This is a genomic window from Caproicibacterium sp. NSD3 (genome assembly GCF_053613275.1).
Genome location: NZ_CM132119.1, coordinates 22848 through 40201, shown reverse-complemented (window position 1 = coordinate 40201; position 17354 = coordinate 22848). Strand labels below are relative to the sequence as shown.

The following is a 17354-nucleotide window of genomic DNA, read 5'->3' as shown; positions in this document are numbered from 1 at the left end:
AAAAAAGTTTAGAAATCTGTGAAAAGTTGGAAGAGGGCTTTTCTCTGTTTTTCACAGGGTATTAACAGGGTTCTACAGATTTTAAACCGGTTTTTGACAGAGAAAAAAATTTATCGGTCGCGAATATTTTTAATAATATCGTTGACCGTATCTTTAAATTGATTGTTCTTTTCTTGATTTTTTTCGACCTGCTGAATTGCATAGACTACAGTGGAATGATCTCTTCCTCCAAATTCATCGCCAATTTCAGAAGTGGACATTCCAAGAACTTCTTTGATCACATACATAGCAACCTGGCGTGCTTTACTAATATTGGAATTTCTTTTTCCGGAACGAATATCTTCCGGTACAGTTCCATAAGTTCTTGCCACTTCATCAATAATTTTTTCGACGGTGACGGAAATCGGCTGAGAATTTGTGATAATATCACTGATAGCCGCTCTTGCAGTCGAAATATTTGGTGGCACATCAATGATGGAATATGCTTTCATCTTTTTGACGGCGCCTTCCAGCTGACGAATATTACTTTTGAGTTGATTTGCAATATATTCCTCTACCGTATTGTCCAGATGAATATCTAGCAGTTCCTCTTTTCGCTTGATGATTGCAATTCGTGTTTCAAAATCAGGCGGCTGAATATCTGCTGTTAGTCCCCATTCAAAACGGCTGCGCAAACGATCCTCCAGAGTTGCAATTTCTTTTGGAGGACGATCACTTGTCAGAACAATCTGTTTTTTTGACTCATAAAGAGTATTAAAGGTATGGAAGAATTCTTCCTGCGTAGATTCCTTGCCGGCGATAAACTGAATATCATCGACCAAAAGAATATCTGCGTTGCGGTAAAAATTATGAAACTGAGCCGTATTTCCGCGGCGGATTCCCTCAATCAGTTCATTGGTAAAATCGTCACCCTTTATGTATAGAATATTCATTTCCGGATGATCCTTTTTGATTTGGTTACAGATTGCATAGAGCAAATGTGTTTTTCCAAGTCCGGAATTTCCATAAATAAAAAGTGGATTATAGCGAGAAGCTGGCTGAGTGGCAACTGCCATACAGGCGGCATGGGCAAATTTATTGCTGGGGCCAACAATAAAGGATTCAAATGTATATTCATAATCATCCATCGGAAGCTTGTCCTCTTGTGGTTTTGCTTCTTTTATCTCGTCGGGAGTCTGAAGATCGAGGTTGATGGTTTGTCCGTTAAAGACCTGCTGAAAAGCGTCCTTTAAAAGATCCGCATAATAATGCAGAATAGTTTGTTTATGAAATTCATTTGGAACTTTCAGCGTAGCAGTTCCCGTTGAAAAATCAAGATTGATTGGTTCAATTCGGCTGATCCACGTTGTATAGGCTACTTCGGTGATTTGGGAACGACAATAATTACAGATCAATTCCCACGTTTCGGGTGTAAAATCCATTCGATTTTTTTCCTCCATATACTTCGTAAGGCGGAAAATTGCCATTACATTTAAATATATTAATACACTTTTATATCCTACCATAAATTTGGTCAGTTTGCAAATTTATTGCTGGGTTTTTCTGTTTTCGAAATTTGAAAAAGATCAATTTATTTTGCTATTTTTTGCATTATTTGGAGAAAAAATTTCTAATCATTAAAAAAATTTTTCTTTTTCATTCAATTGTATGATTTTGCTTGACAGGCTCTTGCATTTTACGTTATAATTCTAAATTGCAAGGTTTATACCCGAAAGGAGGGTTTTTAAAATGCTTAGAACCTATCAGCCTAAGAAACTCCATCGTCAGAAGGAGCATGGCTTTCGGAAAAGAATGTCTACAAAAAATGGCCGCAAGGTACTTTCCCGCCGTCGTGCAAAAGGCCGGAAGAGCCTGTCCTATTAATGAATCAACGAAAAGGGCCACGATTGTGGTCCTTTGTTGTATGGCACATTTTTGTATCGGAGTGACCTGATGGATTGTTTTGTTTCGATAAAAGAAAATCGTGATTTCCGCCGGATCTATGGCCGTGGAAAAAGTCTTGTAAGTCCATTGGTGGTAATCTATCTCAGAAAGAATCGTTTAAAAACCTGTCGGGTTGGGATTACGACCAGTAAAAAAATTGGTAATGCAGTCATGCGAAATCGTTCACGCAGAATCATTCGGGCGGCTCTGCGCGAAGTCCTGCCTAAAATAGAGGGCAGTTATGATATGATTGTGGTGGCCCGTAGCCGTACCCCATTTGTAAAAAGTACAGATGTAAAAAAGAAAATAGAAATGCTTTTTCAAAAATCCGGAATTTTAAAGCAGAAAGAAAAAGAAGAAATTGGAAATAATTAGGGAGCTTCCAAAGAATGATAAAAAAGCTTTTTTTAAAGCTCATTGAATTTTATCAAAAAGTAATTTCTCCGCGGCATCCGCCTTGCTGCAAGTATATTCCTACCTGTTCTGCCTATGCAAAAGAGGCAATCGAGCGTTTTGGAGCCTTAAAAGGAGGCTTACTTGCAATATGGAGAATTTTACGATGTAATCCGTTCAGCCGGGGCGGATATGATCCTGTTCCGGAAAAAAAGCAAATCAAATGAGGAGACCAAAAAAATATGAGCCAGATTTTTAGTGCAATTGGCAGCGTCTTTGGATATGTGCTGTGGTTTTTGTTTTCGCTGGTAAAAAACTTTGGTGTTGCAATTATCCTATTTACTATTTTGGTATTTGCAATCCAAATTCCATTTTATATTAAGCAGCAGCGCAGTTCCGTTGGAATGCAGAAAATTCAGAAAAAAATGAAGGAACTGCAGAAAATTTATGCCAACGATAAAGCTCGTTTGGCAGAAGAACAGCAGAAGCTTTATGAAAAAGAAGGAATCAAACCTACCGGCGGCTGTTTAACAATGTTACTGCCGTTATTGATCATGATGGGATTGTTCTATTCTTTTGCAATGCCTCTTTCTAATACGCTACACATTCAGAGTGATCATATTGCAGAGATTAAGAGTGTTGCAGACCATGTTCCGGGATATCAGCAAACAGACGCTGGCTTTTTGGGATTAAACCAGTTCTATGGAGAACTGAAGATCGTAAAGAATTACGATAACGTAAAGGGACAACTCTCAACACTGACTCCGGAAGAAACTGAAAAGTTAGATTCTTTCAGTAAAGGATTTTCTTTTATTGGGATGGATCTTCTGGATTCTCCAACTTCTTCGTCTGACTTTTTTGGACAACTCTTCCACAGTAATCTGTTTATGATTCCACTTTTGTGCTTGATTTTACAGATTTGTATGCAGTTTTTCATGAACAAAATGCAGCCCGGAATGCAGCAGCAAATGGGTTGTATGAAGGCTTTAATGTATGGTATGGCAATCTATATGGCATATCTGGCTGCTGTAATTCCAGCCGGTGTTGGTCTTTATTATATTGTAAACTCTATTCTAAATATTGGACGAATGCTTTTGATGAATAAATATTACTCACCGGAAGTTATGAACTCTCATGTAGAGGCTTCTCACCTTGCAAGGATGGAACTCAATGAAGCAGAAAAAGAACCGCTTCCTGCTGAAGTTCAGTTGCAGCTTGCAGAAAAATTAGAGAGACGCATGGAAGCACAAAAGGCAAAGAAAAAGAAAACGGCAGCAGTGAGTAAAGACGCACAGGAGAAAAATTCTTCTGGAAAATTGCCGGCAAAAACAAAAAGTTCCAATGATTACTTAGGAAAAAGAAAATAAAGAGAGAAGTAAGTGTTTTTTGGAATAAAAATGCTCTCAAAAGGAGGAAGCAGCGATGAAAGAAGCCATCGGGATTGGGGATACTGTAGAAAAAGCAAAAGAAGATGCTTATCAGAAACTCGGGGTGGAATCAGACGAAGTCGAGTATGAAGTTCTCGAGCTTCCAATCAAAAAGACACTTGGTCTTTTTGGAGGAAATCCTGGGAAAGTAAGAGCTTATATAGAAGATAATTCCACAGAAATTGCGAAGAATTATCTTTCTTCGATTTTAGATGCGATGGGGTTAGATGAGGTCGAAATCAAAACAGAGCCGCAGGAAAATGGAGCAATGCTAACGATTGCCGGAGAAGATGTTGGTTTTATTATCGGTCATCGTGGAGAAACCCTGGATGCCCTGCAGTATTTGAGTGGTCTTGTTGTCAATCATAAACGGGACGATTATTTCCGTATTACGCTGGATATCGGAAATTATCGGGAAAAACGCCGTGAAACATTGGAATCTCTCGGAAAGAAAATGGCAGGAAAATCGCTGAAATATGGTCGTAATTTTCCGTTGGAACCAATGAATCCCTATGAGCGCAGAATTATTCATACCGCTGTTTCCGAAGTGGAAGGCGCAAAAAGCTGGAGTGAAGGACAAGATCTTGCCCGTCATGTTGTGATTGGTCCAGAAGCCGGAGAGCGTCCGGTAAATTACAGGAATAATAACAGACGTCCTTATAATAATAATCGCAGCGGCGGATTTCAGGGGCAGAATAGGCCATACCAAAACAATCGCTATCCTGCAAAAACAAATTATCCTGCACCGGTTTATGGAAGAATTGATCATTCTCCAGAAGAAAAACCCACCTTTCATTCTCCTAGCTCAGAACAGAGAACAGTTTCTGCAGAGGCAAAAACACCAGTTCTTTATGGCAGAATTGATGTCAAAAAAGAGAAGGAAGAATAAAAAACCATTGCCGCAGGGATCGTGCATGGATGCATAAAAAAATCGGGGAGGCGTCCGCGTTTAGATCGCGGCGTCTCCCCTTTTATTTGATGATTTCAAAAAGGAGTCGCTTTTTTATATGAGAACCATTGCTGCAATCAGTACACCGCCTGGAGAAGGTGGAATTGGAATCGTAAGAATTTCTGGAGCTGATGCTCAAAAAATTGCCGATCGGGTTTTTCATTCCGTTTCGGGTAAAAAAATAGAATCTTTGCCTGGATACACTTCCCTATTTGGGACTGTTTCTGATGGAAAAGAAACATTTGATCAATGTGTTGCTTCCAATTTTCGCGCTCCAAAAAGCTATACGGGCGAAAATGTAGTGGAACTTTCCTGTCATGGAGGCCCATTTCTTTTGAGAAAACTGCTTTCTGCCTGTTATGCGGCAGGAGCACGTCCGGCAGAACCGGGAGAGTTCACAAAACAGGCTTTTCTGAATGGAAAGATGGATTTGACGCAGGCAGAATCCGTTATGGAAATGATCGGTGCAAAAAGTGAAGGCGCTGCTCGTGCTGCCCGCGCAGGACAATCCGGAAAACTTCATGAATCGATTTACAAAGTGAAAGATGAATTGATGGATGCGACCTCTCATTTGGCAGCTTGGGCAGATTATCCTGATGATGATGTACCGCAGGTAGATAATGAAGTGTTGAAAAAACAACTTTGTGATAGCACGGATCGTCTGCAAAAACTTTATGATGGGTTTGGAGCAGGTCAAGTTCTCTGTGATGGCATTGATACGGTTATTGTAGGACGTCCTAATGTGGGAAAGAGTACATTGATGAATTTACTCTCTGGAACACAAAAAAGCATTGTGACGGCTTTTGCGGGGACGACGAGAGATATTGTAGAAGATACGGTCTCTCTGGATGAGATTCCGCTTCACCTTGCAGATACCGCCGGCCTGCGGGAAAGCAGTGATCCGATTGAACAGATTGGTGTTGAGAGAACAAAAGAACGTCTAAATCATGCACAGCTGATTCTTGCGGTCTTTGATTCTTCTGAGTCACTTACAGAAGAAGATCAGAAGCTTTTGCAATCGATTGGAAATGTTCCGGCAATTGCAGTCATTAATAAAGCGGATTTGCAGAACAAATTAGACGAAGAGTATATTAATAAATATATTAAACAAAAAGTATATATATCGGCGTTAAAAGGCGAAGGAATAGAAGCACTGACGGATGCGATTAAAACAATTTTTCATACAGGAGAGATTGATCCTTCAGCAGGAATTCTATTTACGGAACGTCAAAAAGATGTGATTCGGCGGGCATTGGAATGCACAAAAGAAGCGCGGGATGCATTTTTAAGCGGAATGACGCTGGATGCGGTTACTGTTAGCGTTGAAGGAGCACTTTCTGCAATTTTGGAATTTACCGGAGAACGAGTGACCGATGCGGTCGTAGAGGAAGTTTTTAAAAACTTCTGTGTAGGCAAATAGTTTTCAACTTAAAATACGGACAATGTGGAAAATTATAAGGGAGACAGAACATGGAAACTGAGTATGAAGCGGAAAATTGTGAGGTTGCGGTCATCGGTGCAGGACATGCCGGAATAGAGGCAGGGCTTGCCAGTGCGCGGCTTGGCGCGAAGACAATTGTTTTTACGATCAATTTGGATGCAGTTGGAAATTGTCCCTGTAATCCTTGCATTGGAGGAACGGCAAAAGGGCATCTCGTGAGAGAAATTGATGCGCTGGGCGGCGAAATGGGAAAAACAGCGGATCAGACGTTTTTGCAGAGTCGGATGTTGAATTTGGGAAAAGGACCGGCTGTACATTCTTTGCGGTGCCAAATTGATCGCCGGGAGTATTCCAAAGTGATGAAGCATAAGCTGGAATTACAGGATGGATTGGAGCTTAAGCAAGCCGAAGTAACGGAGTTGACGAAGGAAGAGGACGGCTGGAAGCTTGTTACTCGAATGGGAGCTGTCTATCACACAAAAGCGGTAGTGATTGCAACAGGAACTTTTCTCGGAGGAAAAATTTATGTGGGAGATGTCAGTTATAAAAGTGGGCCGGATGGAATGTTTCCCGCAAGTTTTCTCACGCAGAGTCTTGTAAAATTAGGACTTCGTCTGCGTCGTTTTAAGACCGGAACGCCGGCGCGGGTAAAGCGTGGATCGATTGATTTTACAGGGCTTGAAAAGCAGTGCGGAGATGAGCCGGTCGTTCCATTTTCCTATGATACGCTTGTTCCGGGGAAAAATAAGGCGGTATGTCATATTTCGTGGACAAACGATCGCACAAAGGAGATCATTCTGAAAAATATTGGCCGCAGTCCTCTTTACGCAGGAAAAATTGAAGGAATCGGGCCGCGGTACTGCCCTAGTATTGAAGATAAAATTATGCGCTTCAAAGACAAGCCGCGTCACCAGCTTTTTATTGAGCCATGCGGAATGGATACGGAAGAAATGTATTTGCAGGGTATGAGCTCTTCTTTGCCGGAAGATGCGCAGCTGGCATTTTATCATACCATTAAAGGGCTGGAACATGTGCAGATCATGCGATTTGCCTATGCGATCGAATATGATTGCGTGGACCCTCTGCAAATGGAAAATACATTGGAGTTTACAGATTTTCCGGGCCTTTATGGGGCCGGACAGTTTAATGGATCTTCTGGATATGAAGAAGCCGCCGCACAGGGAATCGTTGCGGGGATTAATGCAGCATTAAAAGTTAAAAATCGTCCGCCGATGATTCTTGACAGAGCAAGTTCTTATATTGGAACGTTAGTAGATGATTTGGTGACAAAAGGGGTAATGGATCCTTATCGCATGATGACTTCCCGCAGCGAATACCGTTTGGTACTGCGGCAGGATAATGCGGATGAGCGCTTGACCCCGATTGGAAGAAAAATCGGCTTGATTTCAGACGAGCGCTGGGAACGTTTTCTCAAAAAGGAAGAACAGAAAAAAGAAGAAAGAGCACGTGCAGAAAAGACCATTCTATCGCCGTCGGAGACACTAAATCAGGTTCTTGTTTCACGTGGAACAACACCGGTTTCCAGCGGAGTAAGGTTTTCTGATCTGTTAAAACGGCCGGAACTTTCTTATAAAGTTTTGGAGCCTGTGGATACGGCTCGTCCCGATCTTCCGGAAGCAATTTTTGAAAACGTAGAGATTGAACTAAAATACGAAGGATATATTCGCCGTCAGAAATCAGAAATTGAAGAAATGCGCCGATTAGAAGGAAAACAGCTTCCAAAAGGGACAGACTATCAAACAATTACAGGACTGCGCTCGGAGGCACAGGAAAAACTGAATCGTGTGCGCCCTGCCAATATTGGACAGGCAAGCCGAATTTCGGGAGTCAGCCCTGCTGATATCAGTGTACTTTTAATTTGGCTGCAGAAGGAAAGTAGAAAGGAACTGATCAATGGAGAACATTGAATCCTATCTGATTGAGCAAGCAGAAATCTGCAAAATTAAAATAACTCCCCAATTAGCGAAAGCTTTTCAGATTTATTTGGAAGAACTTCTCGATTGGAATCAAAAAATTAATCTAACTGCAGTTACTGATCCCAAAGAAGCGGTGATGAAGCATTTTATTGACAGTTTATATCTGACGAAATTTGTCGATTTTTCGGGTAAAAATCTGATTGATATTGGTTCCGGCGCAGGTTTTCCCGGAGTTCCATTAAAGCTTTTTGAGCCATCCCTTTCGGTTACTTTGCTTGACAGTCTTCAAAAGCGCTTGCGTGTACTAGAAGATATTTGCCAAAAACTGCAAATTGAAACAAAACAAATTCATGGCAGAGCAGAAGAATGTGGACAAAAATTGGAACTGCGTGGAAAATTTGATTTTGTTTCTGCACGAGCAGTAGCGCAGCTTCCCCTTCTTTGCGAATATTGTTTACCGTTTTTAAAACAGGGTGGCCTTTTTTGCGCAATGAAAGGGCCGCAGCCTGAGCAGGAGATTGAGTCTGCCAAACATGCTTTAAAACAACTTGGAGCAGAGGTTGAAGCAGTCAAAAAATATTCTTTGCCGGATGGCGAAGGCCGAAGTTTGATTTTAATTCGGCAAAAACGATTAATGTCAAAAAAATATCCGCGTCCGGGTGGAAAAATAAAAAAACAGCATTTATAAAAAACAAAAAAGACCTGGTTTTTCTTTGTAAGCTTACAGAGAAAGAGTAGGCCTTTTTTTAAAAAACTTTTCAAATTTTTTAAAAATGTTTGCAGAAAGTGACAAAATGTTTGGCTTTTCATATGGTATTCTATGGACAAGGCGGGAGGGAAAAATCACAAATGCGTCAGAAAATTTTAGAACTGAATATTGACGCGATCCATCCGAATCCCTCTCAGCCAAGAAAATTTTTCGGAGAAGAAGAACTTCGTTCTCTTGCAGAAAGTATCCAGAGAAACGGATTGATTCAGCCAATTGTTGTTCGCAGAACTTTAAAAGGATATGAGTTAGTAGCAGGAGAACGGCGGCTTCGTGCTTGCAAAATGGCGGGATTATGGGTAATTCCAGCGGTTCTTTCGGAATATTCTGATAATGAGAGTGCGGTTATGGCATTGATCGAAAACTTGCAGCGATCCAATCTAAATCTATTTGAAGAAGCAGAGGCAATCCAGCGCCTCATGCAAAAAGCAAACTTGACGCAGGAAGAATGTGCACAGCGCTTGGGGAAAAGCCAGTCTTCTGTAGCAAACAAATTACGGTTGCTGAATCTTTCCCAAAATTTGCGGCAGCAAATCATTTCTGCAGGATTGACAGAACGTCATGCAAGAGCATTGCTTCGCCTACCGGAAAAATCCCGTCAAAAAACATTGGATTCAATTTTAAGCCAAAAATTGAATGTCCAGCAGACAGAACAAATGGTGGACAAGCTTTTAAATCCAAGTAAAAAGCAAAAATCTTCCGCACCACGCAGACTCTTAATTATCAAAGATGTGCGGATCTTTGGAAATACAATCGATCACGCAGTAAAAATATTGCAAAGCGCCGGAGTGCAGGCCGAAGCGTCATGCAACAAAAAAGAGGATTGCCTCGAATGGGTGATCCGAATTCCACAAAAAAAGCGGCCTGCCTAAAATTAATTACAAGTCATCCATTTCCTTATCATTTTTCCCGCAAGCAGGGGCTCGGTATCAAATTGCCGGGTCCCTTTTTGCGCGCTGTTTCACGTGAAACATGTAAAAACATCTGTAGAAAAGGGCAAAGATGGTTGTCTCAAAAAGAGAGAAGTGATATAATAAAAACCAAGTCCAATTTTAGAAAAATTGGGGGAGGTGGAGCGAAATGGGCAAGATTATTGCGATAGCCAATCAAAAAGGCGGCGTTGGAAAAACCACAACGGCGGTAAATCTTTCTTCTGCTTTGGGATTAGCAGGAAAAAAGACGCTGCTGGTAGATATAGATCCGCAGGGAAATTCATCCAGTGGGGTAGGAATCAATCGCCGCAGTCTAAAAAAGACAACATATGAGATGTTAATTGGGCAGGCAACTGCCGCAGAAGTGCTTTTACATACGGCATTTGAAAATCTTGATATTCTGCCAAGTAGTCTCGATTTGGCGGCTGCAGAGATAGAATTAGTGGAGCAAAGCCATCGGGAATCAATTCTCCGCCTTGATTTGGCACCTTTGCGCGAAAAATATGATATGATTTTGATTGATTGCCCTCCATCTCTCGGAATTATTACAACCAATGCCCTTTGTGCTGCCGACTCTATTTTAATGCCCATTCAGTGCGAATATTATGCTTTGGAAGGGTTAAGCCAATTGATGAACAGCGTAAAGCGTGTAAAACGGCTTTATAATTCGCATTTGGAAATTGAGGGAGTCCTTTTGACCATGTACGATGGTAGGCTTAATTTAACGCAACAGGTGGTCGGAGAAGTAAAAAAATATTTTCCAAAGAAAGTGTTTGCAGCGGTCATTCCAAGAACCGTGCGGCTTTCAGAAGCACCGAGCTTTGGAAAACCAATTCAATATTTTGATAAGAACAATAAAGGTGCACTGGCCTATAATGAATTAGGAAAAGAAATCATAGAAAAAGCAGCAGAGGAGGGGTGAAGTATTGAAAGAGAAAAAGCGCGGATTGGGGAAAGGTTTGGATGCAATCTTTGCTGAGAATGATATTGAGGCGGGTCCACGGTCAATTGAGTTGAAGCTGAACGAGTTGGAACCAAACCGAAATCAGCCGAGAAAGGATTTTGACGAAGAGGCACTTGCCGATTTGGCGGATTCTATTTCACAGCATGGCATTTTACAGCCGCTTCTTGTGCGGCCGCTTTTAGAGGGTGGCTATCAAATTGTCGCCGGAGAACGCCGTTGGAGAGCAGCCCGTATGGCGGGGGTGCAGACGGTCCCGGCGCTGGTGCGAGACCTCTCTGATGAAGAGGTCATGCAGCTTGCATTGATCGAAAATCTGCAGAGGGAAGACCTGAATCCGCTGGAAGAAGCACAGGGTTATCAGTCTTTGATGGATTCATATGGTTATACCCAGGAGAGTGTCGCAAAAACAGTCGGACGTTCCCGCCCGGCAGTTGCCAATGCGCTGCGGCTTTTATCTTTGCCGCAAGAGATTCAAAAGCTGATTAGTGATGGCAGCCTTTCAGCAGGACAGGGAAGAGCGCTTCTGGCATTTCCAAAAGAATTACAGATTCCTCTTGCAAAACGCTGTCTTAAAGAAGGAATTACGGTTCGTGATTTAGAAAAGCTTGCAAAGAGTTCTACGTCAAAGACAAATTTAAAGAAGAAAAATCCTTATTACGAAGAGGTTGCGCTTTCTCTGCATGAGCAGTTAGGGCGCAGAGTAAAGGTAAATGGAACCCGTGGAAAGGGATTTTTACAGATTGAATTCCGAAATGAAGAAGATTTAAAAAATCTTTTGCGAATGTTTGAAGAATAAGTGCTTAATTTTATAAAAAATGGGAAAAATTGTAATAAGTAAACGATAAAAGGAGTTAGCAAACCATGCTGGATATCAAATTGATTCGGGAAAACCCTGACTATGTAAAAAAGGCAATCCAGAAAAGAGAAATGAATCTGGACAATGTGATTGATGAAATTCTTGCCCTCGATGAAAAGCGCCGCGAGTTGACCGGTGCAGTTGAGACAAAAAAAGCGGAGCAGAATGCGGTTTCTAAAGAAGTTCCGAAGATTAAAAAAGCCGGCGGAGATGCTTCTGAAGTGCTGAAAAAAATGAAGCTGCTTTCAGAAGAAGTAAAAGAGCAGAACGCAAAGCTCGCTGAGATGGAAGAAGCTCAGAAAACAAAAATGCTGTCTTTGCCGAACCTTCCGGATGAAGATGTACAGGCCGGCGGAAAAGAACAGAATATTCCGGATCATTATTTTAAAGAAAAACCAGTCTTTGATTTTGAAGCAAAAGATCATGTCACTCTCTGTGAGAACCTTGGCTTGATCGACTATCCCCGTGGAGCAAAGCTTGCTGGAAACGGTGCATGGATTTATCGCGGCATGGGTTCCAGATTGGAATGGGCGCTGCTGAACTTCTTTATTAACGAGCATATTTCGGATGGATATGAATTGATCCTTCCGCCGCACATGCTCAAATATGAATGCGGTTATGTAGCAGGGCAGTTCCCGAAGTTTGTAGACGAGGATTATTGGATCGCAAACCCCACCAGCACGGATAAAAAATTCCTGCTTCCAACAGCCGAAACAGCGCTCGTGAATCTCCATCGTGACGAGATCTTAACAGAAGACGAGCTGCCGCATAAGTATATCGCCTATACTCCCTGCTATCGCCGTGAAGCAGGCTCTTATCGCAGCGAGGAACGCGGAATGATCCGCGGACATCAGTTCAATAAAGTTGAAATGGTGCAGTACACAACCGAAGATCGCAGCGATGCAGCGTTCAAAGAACTAGTAGGCAAAGCAGAGCGTCTTGTGCAGGAACTTGGTCTTCACTATCGCTTGTCCCGTTTGGCCGCGGGAGACTGCTCATTCAGCATGGCGCGCACCTATGATATTGAAGTTTGGATTCCTTCCATGGAGATTTATAAGGAAGTTTCTTCGGCTTCTAACGCAAGAACCTATCAAGCGCGTCGCGGAAACATCAAATACCGCGGCAAAGACAAAAAACTGCATTTTGTTCATACGCTCAACGCTTCCGGATTGGCAACTTCCCGGTTGCTGCCTGCAATCGTAGAACAAAATCAGCAGGCAGACGGTTCTGTGATCGTGCCGGAAGTTTTGCGGCCGTATATGGGCGGAATCGAAGTATTAAAGCCGATTAAATAAGATTCAAACAAAAATCAAGAACAGGGAATCCTTGAGAGGACAGAAATGAGCTGTCTTTCTAAGGATTCCCTGTCTTAAAATTTGCAAAAGAGGGAGGTCTTTCAGATGACGGATGAAGAGATTAGAAAAGCAGATCCATATGTAAATCCGAAAACGGGGATTGCTGTTGCCAAGTTTGAACGGAAAGCACGGGTAGCAAGCTATCAAATCGGTGCGGCCGGAAACATTCGGCTTTCAGCTTTGCTGCGGATGGAGCAGGAAACTGGCGAAGAACATATGGATGGAATCGGCATGGGCTATGAATGGTTGATGAAAGAGCAGAAAGCTTTTTTGATTACAACAAACCAGGTGACAATTCACCGCCTGCCGCAGCGCAACGAGCAGCTGACAATCGTAACACGTCCGTTGGGAACAAGCGGCGTTCAGTTTTATCGGGAATTTTCTTTTCAATCAGAGGGAAAAGAAATTGTCCGAATTTTACAGGTAAGTGTAGTCGTGGATTTTGTGGAACATAAGCCATTAAGGCCGGACAAAATTTATGAATACCGGATATTTTGTCCGCTGCAGGCAGAAAAAAAGGAACGTCCTGAACGACTGCGCTTTGAAGAGATGCCGAAGCTGGGAGATCGCCCAATTCGATATAGTGATCTTGATCGTAACGGACATCTGACAAATACGATTTACGGAGATATTATTGAAGATTTTTTACCGGAAACGTTTCGAAACTACCATCATGTGCAGATCAATTATCAGAAAGAAAGCAAGCTTGGCGATACACTGGAACTTTTTGGAGAAGTACATAACGGCGGCTTTGCGATACAGGGAATTCATCACGGAGAAATCGGTTTTACAGCATTTATTTCTCAATAAGAATTAAATACTCTTGATAAAAGAACAAAGCCAAATGAAAAGGGAAGCCCGATAACATAAAAATGATGTTATCGGGCTTCCCTTTTGGATTCAAAAAAGCAAGAACAATTATTTAGGATCAAGTTTCATATAGCTTTTTCCAGGCGCTGTTTTGCAGGCGATCAGATAAACGATGCCTGCGGTAAAGAAGGAAACAGAGGACGCGCCGACATAATAGAAAATTGGAGAATAGATTTCCCCGGAAATCGGATTAAAAATCAGCAGTGCAGAAACAAATCCGATCACAAGGCTAAAAAGTCCGATCAAGTTAAATCCATGGGTAAAACGATATCGATCAGAATTGAGAAAATAAGCATCTCGCAAAGAAAGATGCTGATGTTTTACAAAGAAGAAATCTACCACAAGTACGGCCATAATAGGGGCGTAAAGATAAGTTTCTACCGCGAGGAAAGAGCTGAAATATTGAATCACTTTATTCCAAACCGTCAGGACCAAAACATAAGCCGCAAGCAAAAATACAAATGTATTGTACTTTACTTTTGGAAAAGAAGATTTGAGAACAAGCGCGTTCATATAAGAACCGACGCCCTGTGTTCCGATATTAGCGAAGGCCACAAGTACAAGAGAAAGCAGTGCAACCGGAGGAGAAGCAAGGTTTGCAAGCATATAAGTGGGGTCATCGCTCATCACGCCGAATTTAACAAACATTGCGATTGCGAGAACGCCGCCGGCAAAACAGAAAAACGGCGCAACAACTCCATAGCTTGTAACAGTGGCCCAATACGCATGCTTTTCTTTTTTGCAAAGTCGCGGAAGAACAAACATGGCGACCGACCATGAAAAAGCAAAAGCAATATTTAGCTCCAACGCGCGCATATAAGCTTCTTGCCGTCCGCCCGGATAAGCGCTAAGGTCCGGCTGATAGGTGAGAATCTCAGAAGTTGGAACAGAGGTCATAGCAATAATAACAACGATAATGCCGACCCCCAGCATCGAGGGAACCATAATACGAGTTGATTTCTGAATCGCTGTTGGGCCGCCGAGTGCAATGGCTGTGCCTAAAAGGATAGAGCCGACTCCTAAAAATGGCTGAAAAGGTTCAGGAATAATGATGCCTGCCATTGCCACCAGATTACTCATAGAAGATGAGAATAGTTCCGCACATACGGCATACCATGGGAAATTGGCAAGCACGGCTAAAACGGTAAGTACTTTGCAGCCATTTAACCCGAAAATGCTGCGAAACCAAATCCAAACGTCAATTCCATAACGGACAGAAAATAAAATTGGAAGGGAAACGATGGCTAAAACTAAAATGTTAATTCCAAAGGTGTTGGCAATTAATTGTTTAAAATCCAAGAGTCCTGCAACGGTTGCTCCCTGTGTATAGCACCACGTGGCGATTGCATATCCGCTGATAATCAAAAAAGCATCCAAAAATCCGTATTTTCGTTCCTGCGGCAAAAGTGGTGCAATTCCCAGCGTCGTTTCTTGTTCAATCAGCTTTTCTCGATTGCTTTTTTCTTTCATATTCCTTCATAAACTCCCTTTTAAAAATTTCAAATCAAACGAACAAACCCCATACAAACAATGCAAGACTGCCGATAATTGTACACCACACAGCAATCCAGTTTCCGCGGCTGAAATCACTTGATTCCATGTTGGAGTTATTTTCCAGATACTCTACCCGACGTGCGATTTCTTTCATTTGTTCCTTTTCAAAATCAGTTTGCGGTTTCATTGATTTCATCTCCATTTCGATCAGAATGATAAAGCTTCCATGCAATGTTTCCATATTCTTTGGTATAACGGTACCAAATGTAAAGATATTCTCCGACGCTTTTTCCCATGCTTTCTTGATAAATCGCCCATAAAAACCAGTAATAAGCGGAAATAGAAGTATAGGCAAAATAATGACGAAGCTCTTTTTTGCTGGGCTCGTGCTGTAAATAAATCGATAGAATCTTTTTGGCCTGCTGCAAGGAATAGTCGGAGCAGGCAAGGTAGGTTCCTAAATCCCATGCAGGGTCAGCCGTTCCGGCGTACTCCCAGTCAATCAGAAAAAGATCACCGTCTTCATTGGCTAAAAAGTTTTGATCATAGCAGTCGCAGTGACAGAGGCATTTAGGAACCCCATCTGCTTCTGCCAAGTCATAAAGCTCTTGGGTCCTTTTATAGAGGGTCTGGTAATCTTCGAAATGATCGCGCCCTTTTTGCTCAATCTGAGAGGTAAAGCTGTGAATCATTTTCCAAATGTCAAAGGAATAAGGACTTTTTTGAGGATAAGCGTGAAGCGTTCGGACCATTTCCAAGGAGTGTTCTACCTGTGAGGGATCGTGATAATCCATGGCCTTTGCGCCATTAATAAAGGAGGAGAGTTTCCAGCCTTTTTTTTCATCTATGTAGAGAAAGGAGGGGTCCAACTTTAGCTCTTTTGCGGCACGCATGGCCCAGGCTTCTCCTTTTCGGTTAATATAGGCATCTGTTCCAACACCCGGGTGGCGGTAAACATATTTTTTTCCCGCACAAAAAAAGGAAAAAGAAGTATTGGTCATACCGGCTTTAATTGGTTCGATTTGCTGAATATCCTTTGTTTTGCAGGAGAGAATTTCTTGAATGTTGTGAAAAATATCGGAATCAATGTTTTCAACGTAGCTTTGGTCAAACTTCTGCAGTTCCGAAAGAGAATCGAATTCATAAATAACGCCGGAAGGATATGACTTTAGGTAAAGCGTAAGTTCATTTAAATGACGCATATAAAAGTTTTCCCAAAGCTGAGTTTTGGTTTCGGGATTTTCATAATCCTGTTGCAACAGACGAATAAAATTGCTGCTGAACTCATGGTCAAAATAAACATGACCCGTCATATACCATGCGGCCTGACCACCGATAGAGACCGAAATGATTTTTCCTTTTTGATTTGCCTTCATGCAGTATTCATCTGTTTTAGAAGGGGAATAGACAGCCGCATAATAGGCTTGATAGACATATGGTTCAAATACATTTTGGGTAAAGTAATCATCAGAGGAGCAAATGTATGTATTCTTGAGTTTATCTGCCACCCTCATTAAAGAAGAAGGATTATTATAGCGATAATAGTCTTCGTTGACGACCAAATTCAGATGAAATTTATCGGCCAGATAAAACATTTTTTCTTTCATATAACCGACAATGAGCGTGATATCGTTGATTCCGGCTTCCTGCAGCTGACGAATCTGCCGCTCAATCAGAATTTCACCGCGAACCTTTAAGAGAGCTTTTGGCTTTTCATAGGAAAGTGGTGCAAAGCGGGAACTCATGCCGGCAGCCATAATCACTGCATTTTGAACCTTGTAGGGAAGCAAAGCCTGCTTTCCGTTTTCTGTAATACAAAGATCATGGTTGATTAAATCAGAGGCTCTTAACTCCTTTAAACAGGAATTGATTTTTCCAAGCGAAACAGAAAAAGTTTCTGAAAGTTCTCGCTGAGAGGGAGAAGAGGAGGTATTTTTCTTTAGCAGAAAATATAAAATATCAAATTGAAGTTTAGAAAGCATGATGATTCGTCCAATCCGTTCATTTTTATTTGCTTTTTATGAGATTTTGAACACGGGAGCATAAA

The 17354-nt window shown here is 41.8% G+C and carries 17 protein-coding genes; 13 read left to right on the top strand and 4 right to left on the bottom strand.

Translation table 11 applies throughout. From position 1 onward, the window contains the following. Positions 1-110: 110 nt before the first annotated feature. On the bottom strand, positions 111-1421 hold the full coding sequence (dnaA, locus tag ACVS9P_RS00190; protein ID WP_452103642.1) for a chromosomal replication initiator protein DnaA: 1311 nt from the start codon (positions 1419-1421) through the stop codon (positions 111-113). A 307-nt stretch (positions 1422-1728) separates the two neighbouring features. Between dnaA and rpmH the strand changes: the two genes are divergently transcribed. The 13 genes from rpmH (at position 1729) to ACVS9P_RS00125 (ending at position 13753) form a co-directional block, all read left to right on the top strand. Then, the gene (gene rpmH, locus ACVS9P_RS00185) at positions 1729-1863 is read left to right on the top strand and encodes a 50S ribosomal protein L34 (protein WP_180341822.1); all 135 of its coding nucleotides are present in this window, start codon (positions 1729-1731) and stop codon (positions 1861-1863) included. Positions 1864-1932: 69 nt separating this feature from the next. Beyond that, on the top strand, positions 1933-2298 hold the full coding sequence (gene rnpA, locus ACVS9P_RS00180; RefSeq protein WP_452103641.1) for a ribonuclease P protein component: 366 nt from the start codon (positions 1933-1935) through the stop codon (positions 2296-2298). A 14-nt stretch (positions 2299-2312) separates the two neighbouring features. Then, the gene (gene yidD, locus ACVS9P_RS00175; RefSeq protein ID WP_452103640.1) at positions 2313-2543 is read left to right on the top strand and encodes a membrane protein insertion efficiency factor YidD; all 231 of its coding nucleotides are present in this window, start codon (positions 2313-2315) and stop codon (positions 2541-2543) included. 15 nt (positions 2544-2558) lie between these two features. After that, positions 2559-3683, top strand: a complete 1125-nt coding sequence (locus ACVS9P_RS00170; protein ID WP_452103639.1) for a YidC/Oxa1 family membrane protein insertase — start codon at positions 2559-2561, stop codon at positions 3681-3683. A 55-nt stretch (positions 3684-3738) separates the two neighbouring features. Next, the gene (gene jag, locus ACVS9P_RS00165; RefSeq protein WP_452103638.1) at positions 3739-4632 is read left to right on the top strand and encodes an RNA-binding cell elongation regulator Jag/EloR; all 894 of its coding nucleotides are present in this window, start codon (positions 3739-3741) and stop codon (positions 4630-4632) included. A gap of 118 nt (positions 4633-4750) precedes the next feature. Next, positions 4751-6112: a tRNA uridine-5-carboxymethylaminomethyl(34) synthesis GTPase MnmE gene (gene mnmE / locus ACVS9P_RS00160; RefSeq protein WP_452103637.1), complete on the top strand. Its 1362-nt coding sequence runs from the start codon at positions 4751-4753 to the stop codon at positions 6110-6112. 50 nt (positions 6113-6162) lie between these two features. Further along, positions 6163-8061, top strand: coding sequence for a tRNA uridine-5-carboxymethylaminomethyl(34) synthesis enzyme MnmG (gene mnmG / locus ACVS9P_RS00155; protein ID WP_452103636.1), 1899 nt, complete (start codon positions 6163-6165; stop codon positions 8059-8061). Beyond that, complete coding sequence (gene rsmG, locus ACVS9P_RS00150) at positions 8048-8758, top strand: 16S rRNA (guanine(527)-N(7))-methyltransferase RsmG (RefSeq protein WP_452103635.1); 711 nt, start codon at positions 8048-8050, stop codon at positions 8756-8758. Before mnmG ends, rsmG begins: the two co-directional genes overlap by 14 nt. A gap of 161 nt (positions 8759-8919) precedes the next feature. Then, entirely contained in the window at positions 8920-9708 is a 789-nt protein-coding gene (locus ACVS9P_RS00145) for a ParB/RepB/Spo0J family partition protein (RefSeq protein ID WP_452103634.1), read from the top strand. Positions 9709-9916: 208 nt separating this feature from the next. Beyond that, positions 9917-10690, top strand: coding sequence for a ParA family protein (locus tag ACVS9P_RS00140; RefSeq protein WP_452103633.1), 774 nt, complete (start codon positions 9917-9919; stop codon positions 10688-10690). Between the two features lie 4 nt (positions 10691-10694). Further along, positions 10695-11528 carry a ParB/RepB/Spo0J family partition protein gene (locus tag ACVS9P_RS00135; RefSeq protein ID WP_452103632.1) on the top strand — a complete coding sequence of 278 codons (834 nt, stop codon included), beginning with the start codon at positions 10695-10697 and terminating at the stop codon, positions 11526-11528. A gap of 65 nt (positions 11529-11593) precedes the next feature. Then, the gene (serS, locus tag ACVS9P_RS00130) at positions 11594-12883 is read left to right on the top strand and encodes a serine--tRNA ligase (protein ID WP_452103631.1); all 1290 of its coding nucleotides are present in this window, start codon (positions 11594-11596) and stop codon (positions 12881-12883) included. A gap of 105 nt (positions 12884-12988) precedes the next feature. Further along, entirely contained in the window at positions 12989-13753 is a 765-nt protein-coding gene (locus tag ACVS9P_RS00125) for an acyl-[acyl-carrier-protein] thioesterase (protein ID WP_452103630.1), read from the top strand. A gap of 108 nt (positions 13754-13861) precedes the next feature. On the opposite strand, the gene ACVS9P_RS00120 is transcribed toward ACVS9P_RS00125, so the two are convergent. From ACVS9P_RS00120 to ACVS9P_RS00110, 3 genes are read right to left on the bottom strand one after another with little or no spacing between them, the layout of a single operon-like run. After that, positions 13862-15283 (bottom strand): purine-cytosine permease family protein, encoded by a 1422-nt coding sequence (locus tag ACVS9P_RS00120; RefSeq protein ID WP_452103629.1) that lies wholly within the window; start codon positions 15281-15283, stop codon positions 13862-13864. 34 nt (positions 15284-15317) lie between these two features. Next, positions 15318-15494, bottom strand: coding sequence for a hypothetical protein (locus ACVS9P_RS00115; protein ID WP_452103628.1), 177 nt, complete (start codon positions 15492-15494; stop codon positions 15318-15320). Then, positions 15478-17289 (bottom strand): phosphotransferase, encoded by a 1812-nt coding sequence (locus tag ACVS9P_RS00110; protein WP_452103627.1) that lies wholly within the window; start codon positions 17287-17289, stop codon positions 15478-15480. Before ACVS9P_RS00110 ends, ACVS9P_RS00115 begins: the two co-directional genes overlap by 17 nt. Between the last annotated feature and the right edge of the window lie 65 nt (positions 17290-17354).

Bases quoted from the DNA above. Each gene is read 5' to 3' on its own strand.
- ACVS9P_RS00110 (WP_452103627.1), bottom strand. From the start codon at position 17,289: ATGCTTTCTAAACTTCAATTTGATATTTTATATTTTCTGCTAAAGAAA.
- ACVS9P_RS00115 (WP_452103628.1), bottom strand. From the start codon at position 15,494: ATGAAACCGCAAACTGATTTTGAAAAGGAACAAATGAAAGAAATCGCA.
- ACVS9P_RS00125 (WP_452103630.1), top strand. From the start codon at position 12,989: ATGACGGATGAAGAGATTAGAAAAGCAGATCCATATGTAAATCCGAAA.
- ACVS9P_RS00120 (WP_452103629.1), bottom strand. From the start codon at position 15,283: ATGAAAGAAAAAAGCAATCGAGAAAAGCTGATTGAACAAGAAACGACG.
- mnmG (WP_452103636.1), top strand. From the start codon at position 6,163: ATGGAAACTGAGTATGAAGCGGAAAATTGTGAGGTTGCGGTCATCGGT.
- jag (WP_452103638.1), top strand. From the start codon at position 3,739: ATGAAAGAAGCCATCGGGATTGGGGATACTGTAGAAAAAGCAAAAGAA.
- rsmG (WP_452103635.1), top strand. From the start codon at position 8,048: ATGGAGAACATTGAATCCTATCTGATTGAGCAAGCAGAAATCTGCAAA.
- yidD (WP_452103640.1), top strand. From the start codon at position 2,313: ATGATAAAAAAGCTTTTTTTAAAGCTCATTGAATTTTATCAAAAAGTA.
- mnmE (WP_452103637.1), top strand. From the start codon at position 4,751: ATGAGAACCATTGCTGCAATCAGTACACCGCCTGGAGAAGGTGGAATT.
- serS (WP_452103631.1), top strand. From the start codon at position 11,594: ATGCTGGATATCAAATTGATTCGGGAAAACCCTGACTATGTAAAAAAG.
- ACVS9P_RS00170 (WP_452103639.1), top strand. From the start codon at position 2,559: ATGAGCCAGATTTTTAGTGCAATTGGCAGCGTCTTTGGATATGTGCTG.
- ACVS9P_RS00140 (WP_452103633.1), top strand. From the start codon at position 9,917: ATGGGCAAGATTATTGCGATAGCCAATCAAAAAGGCGGCGTTGGAAAA.
- ACVS9P_RS00145 (WP_452103634.1), top strand. From the start codon at position 8,920: ATGCGTCAGAAAATTTTAGAACTGAATATTGACGCGATCCATCCGAAT.
- dnaA (WP_452103642.1), bottom strand. From the start codon at position 1,421: ATGGATTTTACACCCGAAACGTGGGAATTGATCTGTAATTATTGTCGT.
- rpmH (WP_180341822.1), top strand. From the start codon at position 1,729: ATGCTTAGAACCTATCAGCCTAAGAAACTCCATCGTCAGAAGGAGCAT.
- rnpA (WP_452103641.1), top strand. From the start codon at position 1,933: ATGGATTGTTTTGTTTCGATAAAAGAAAATCGTGATTTCCGCCGGATC.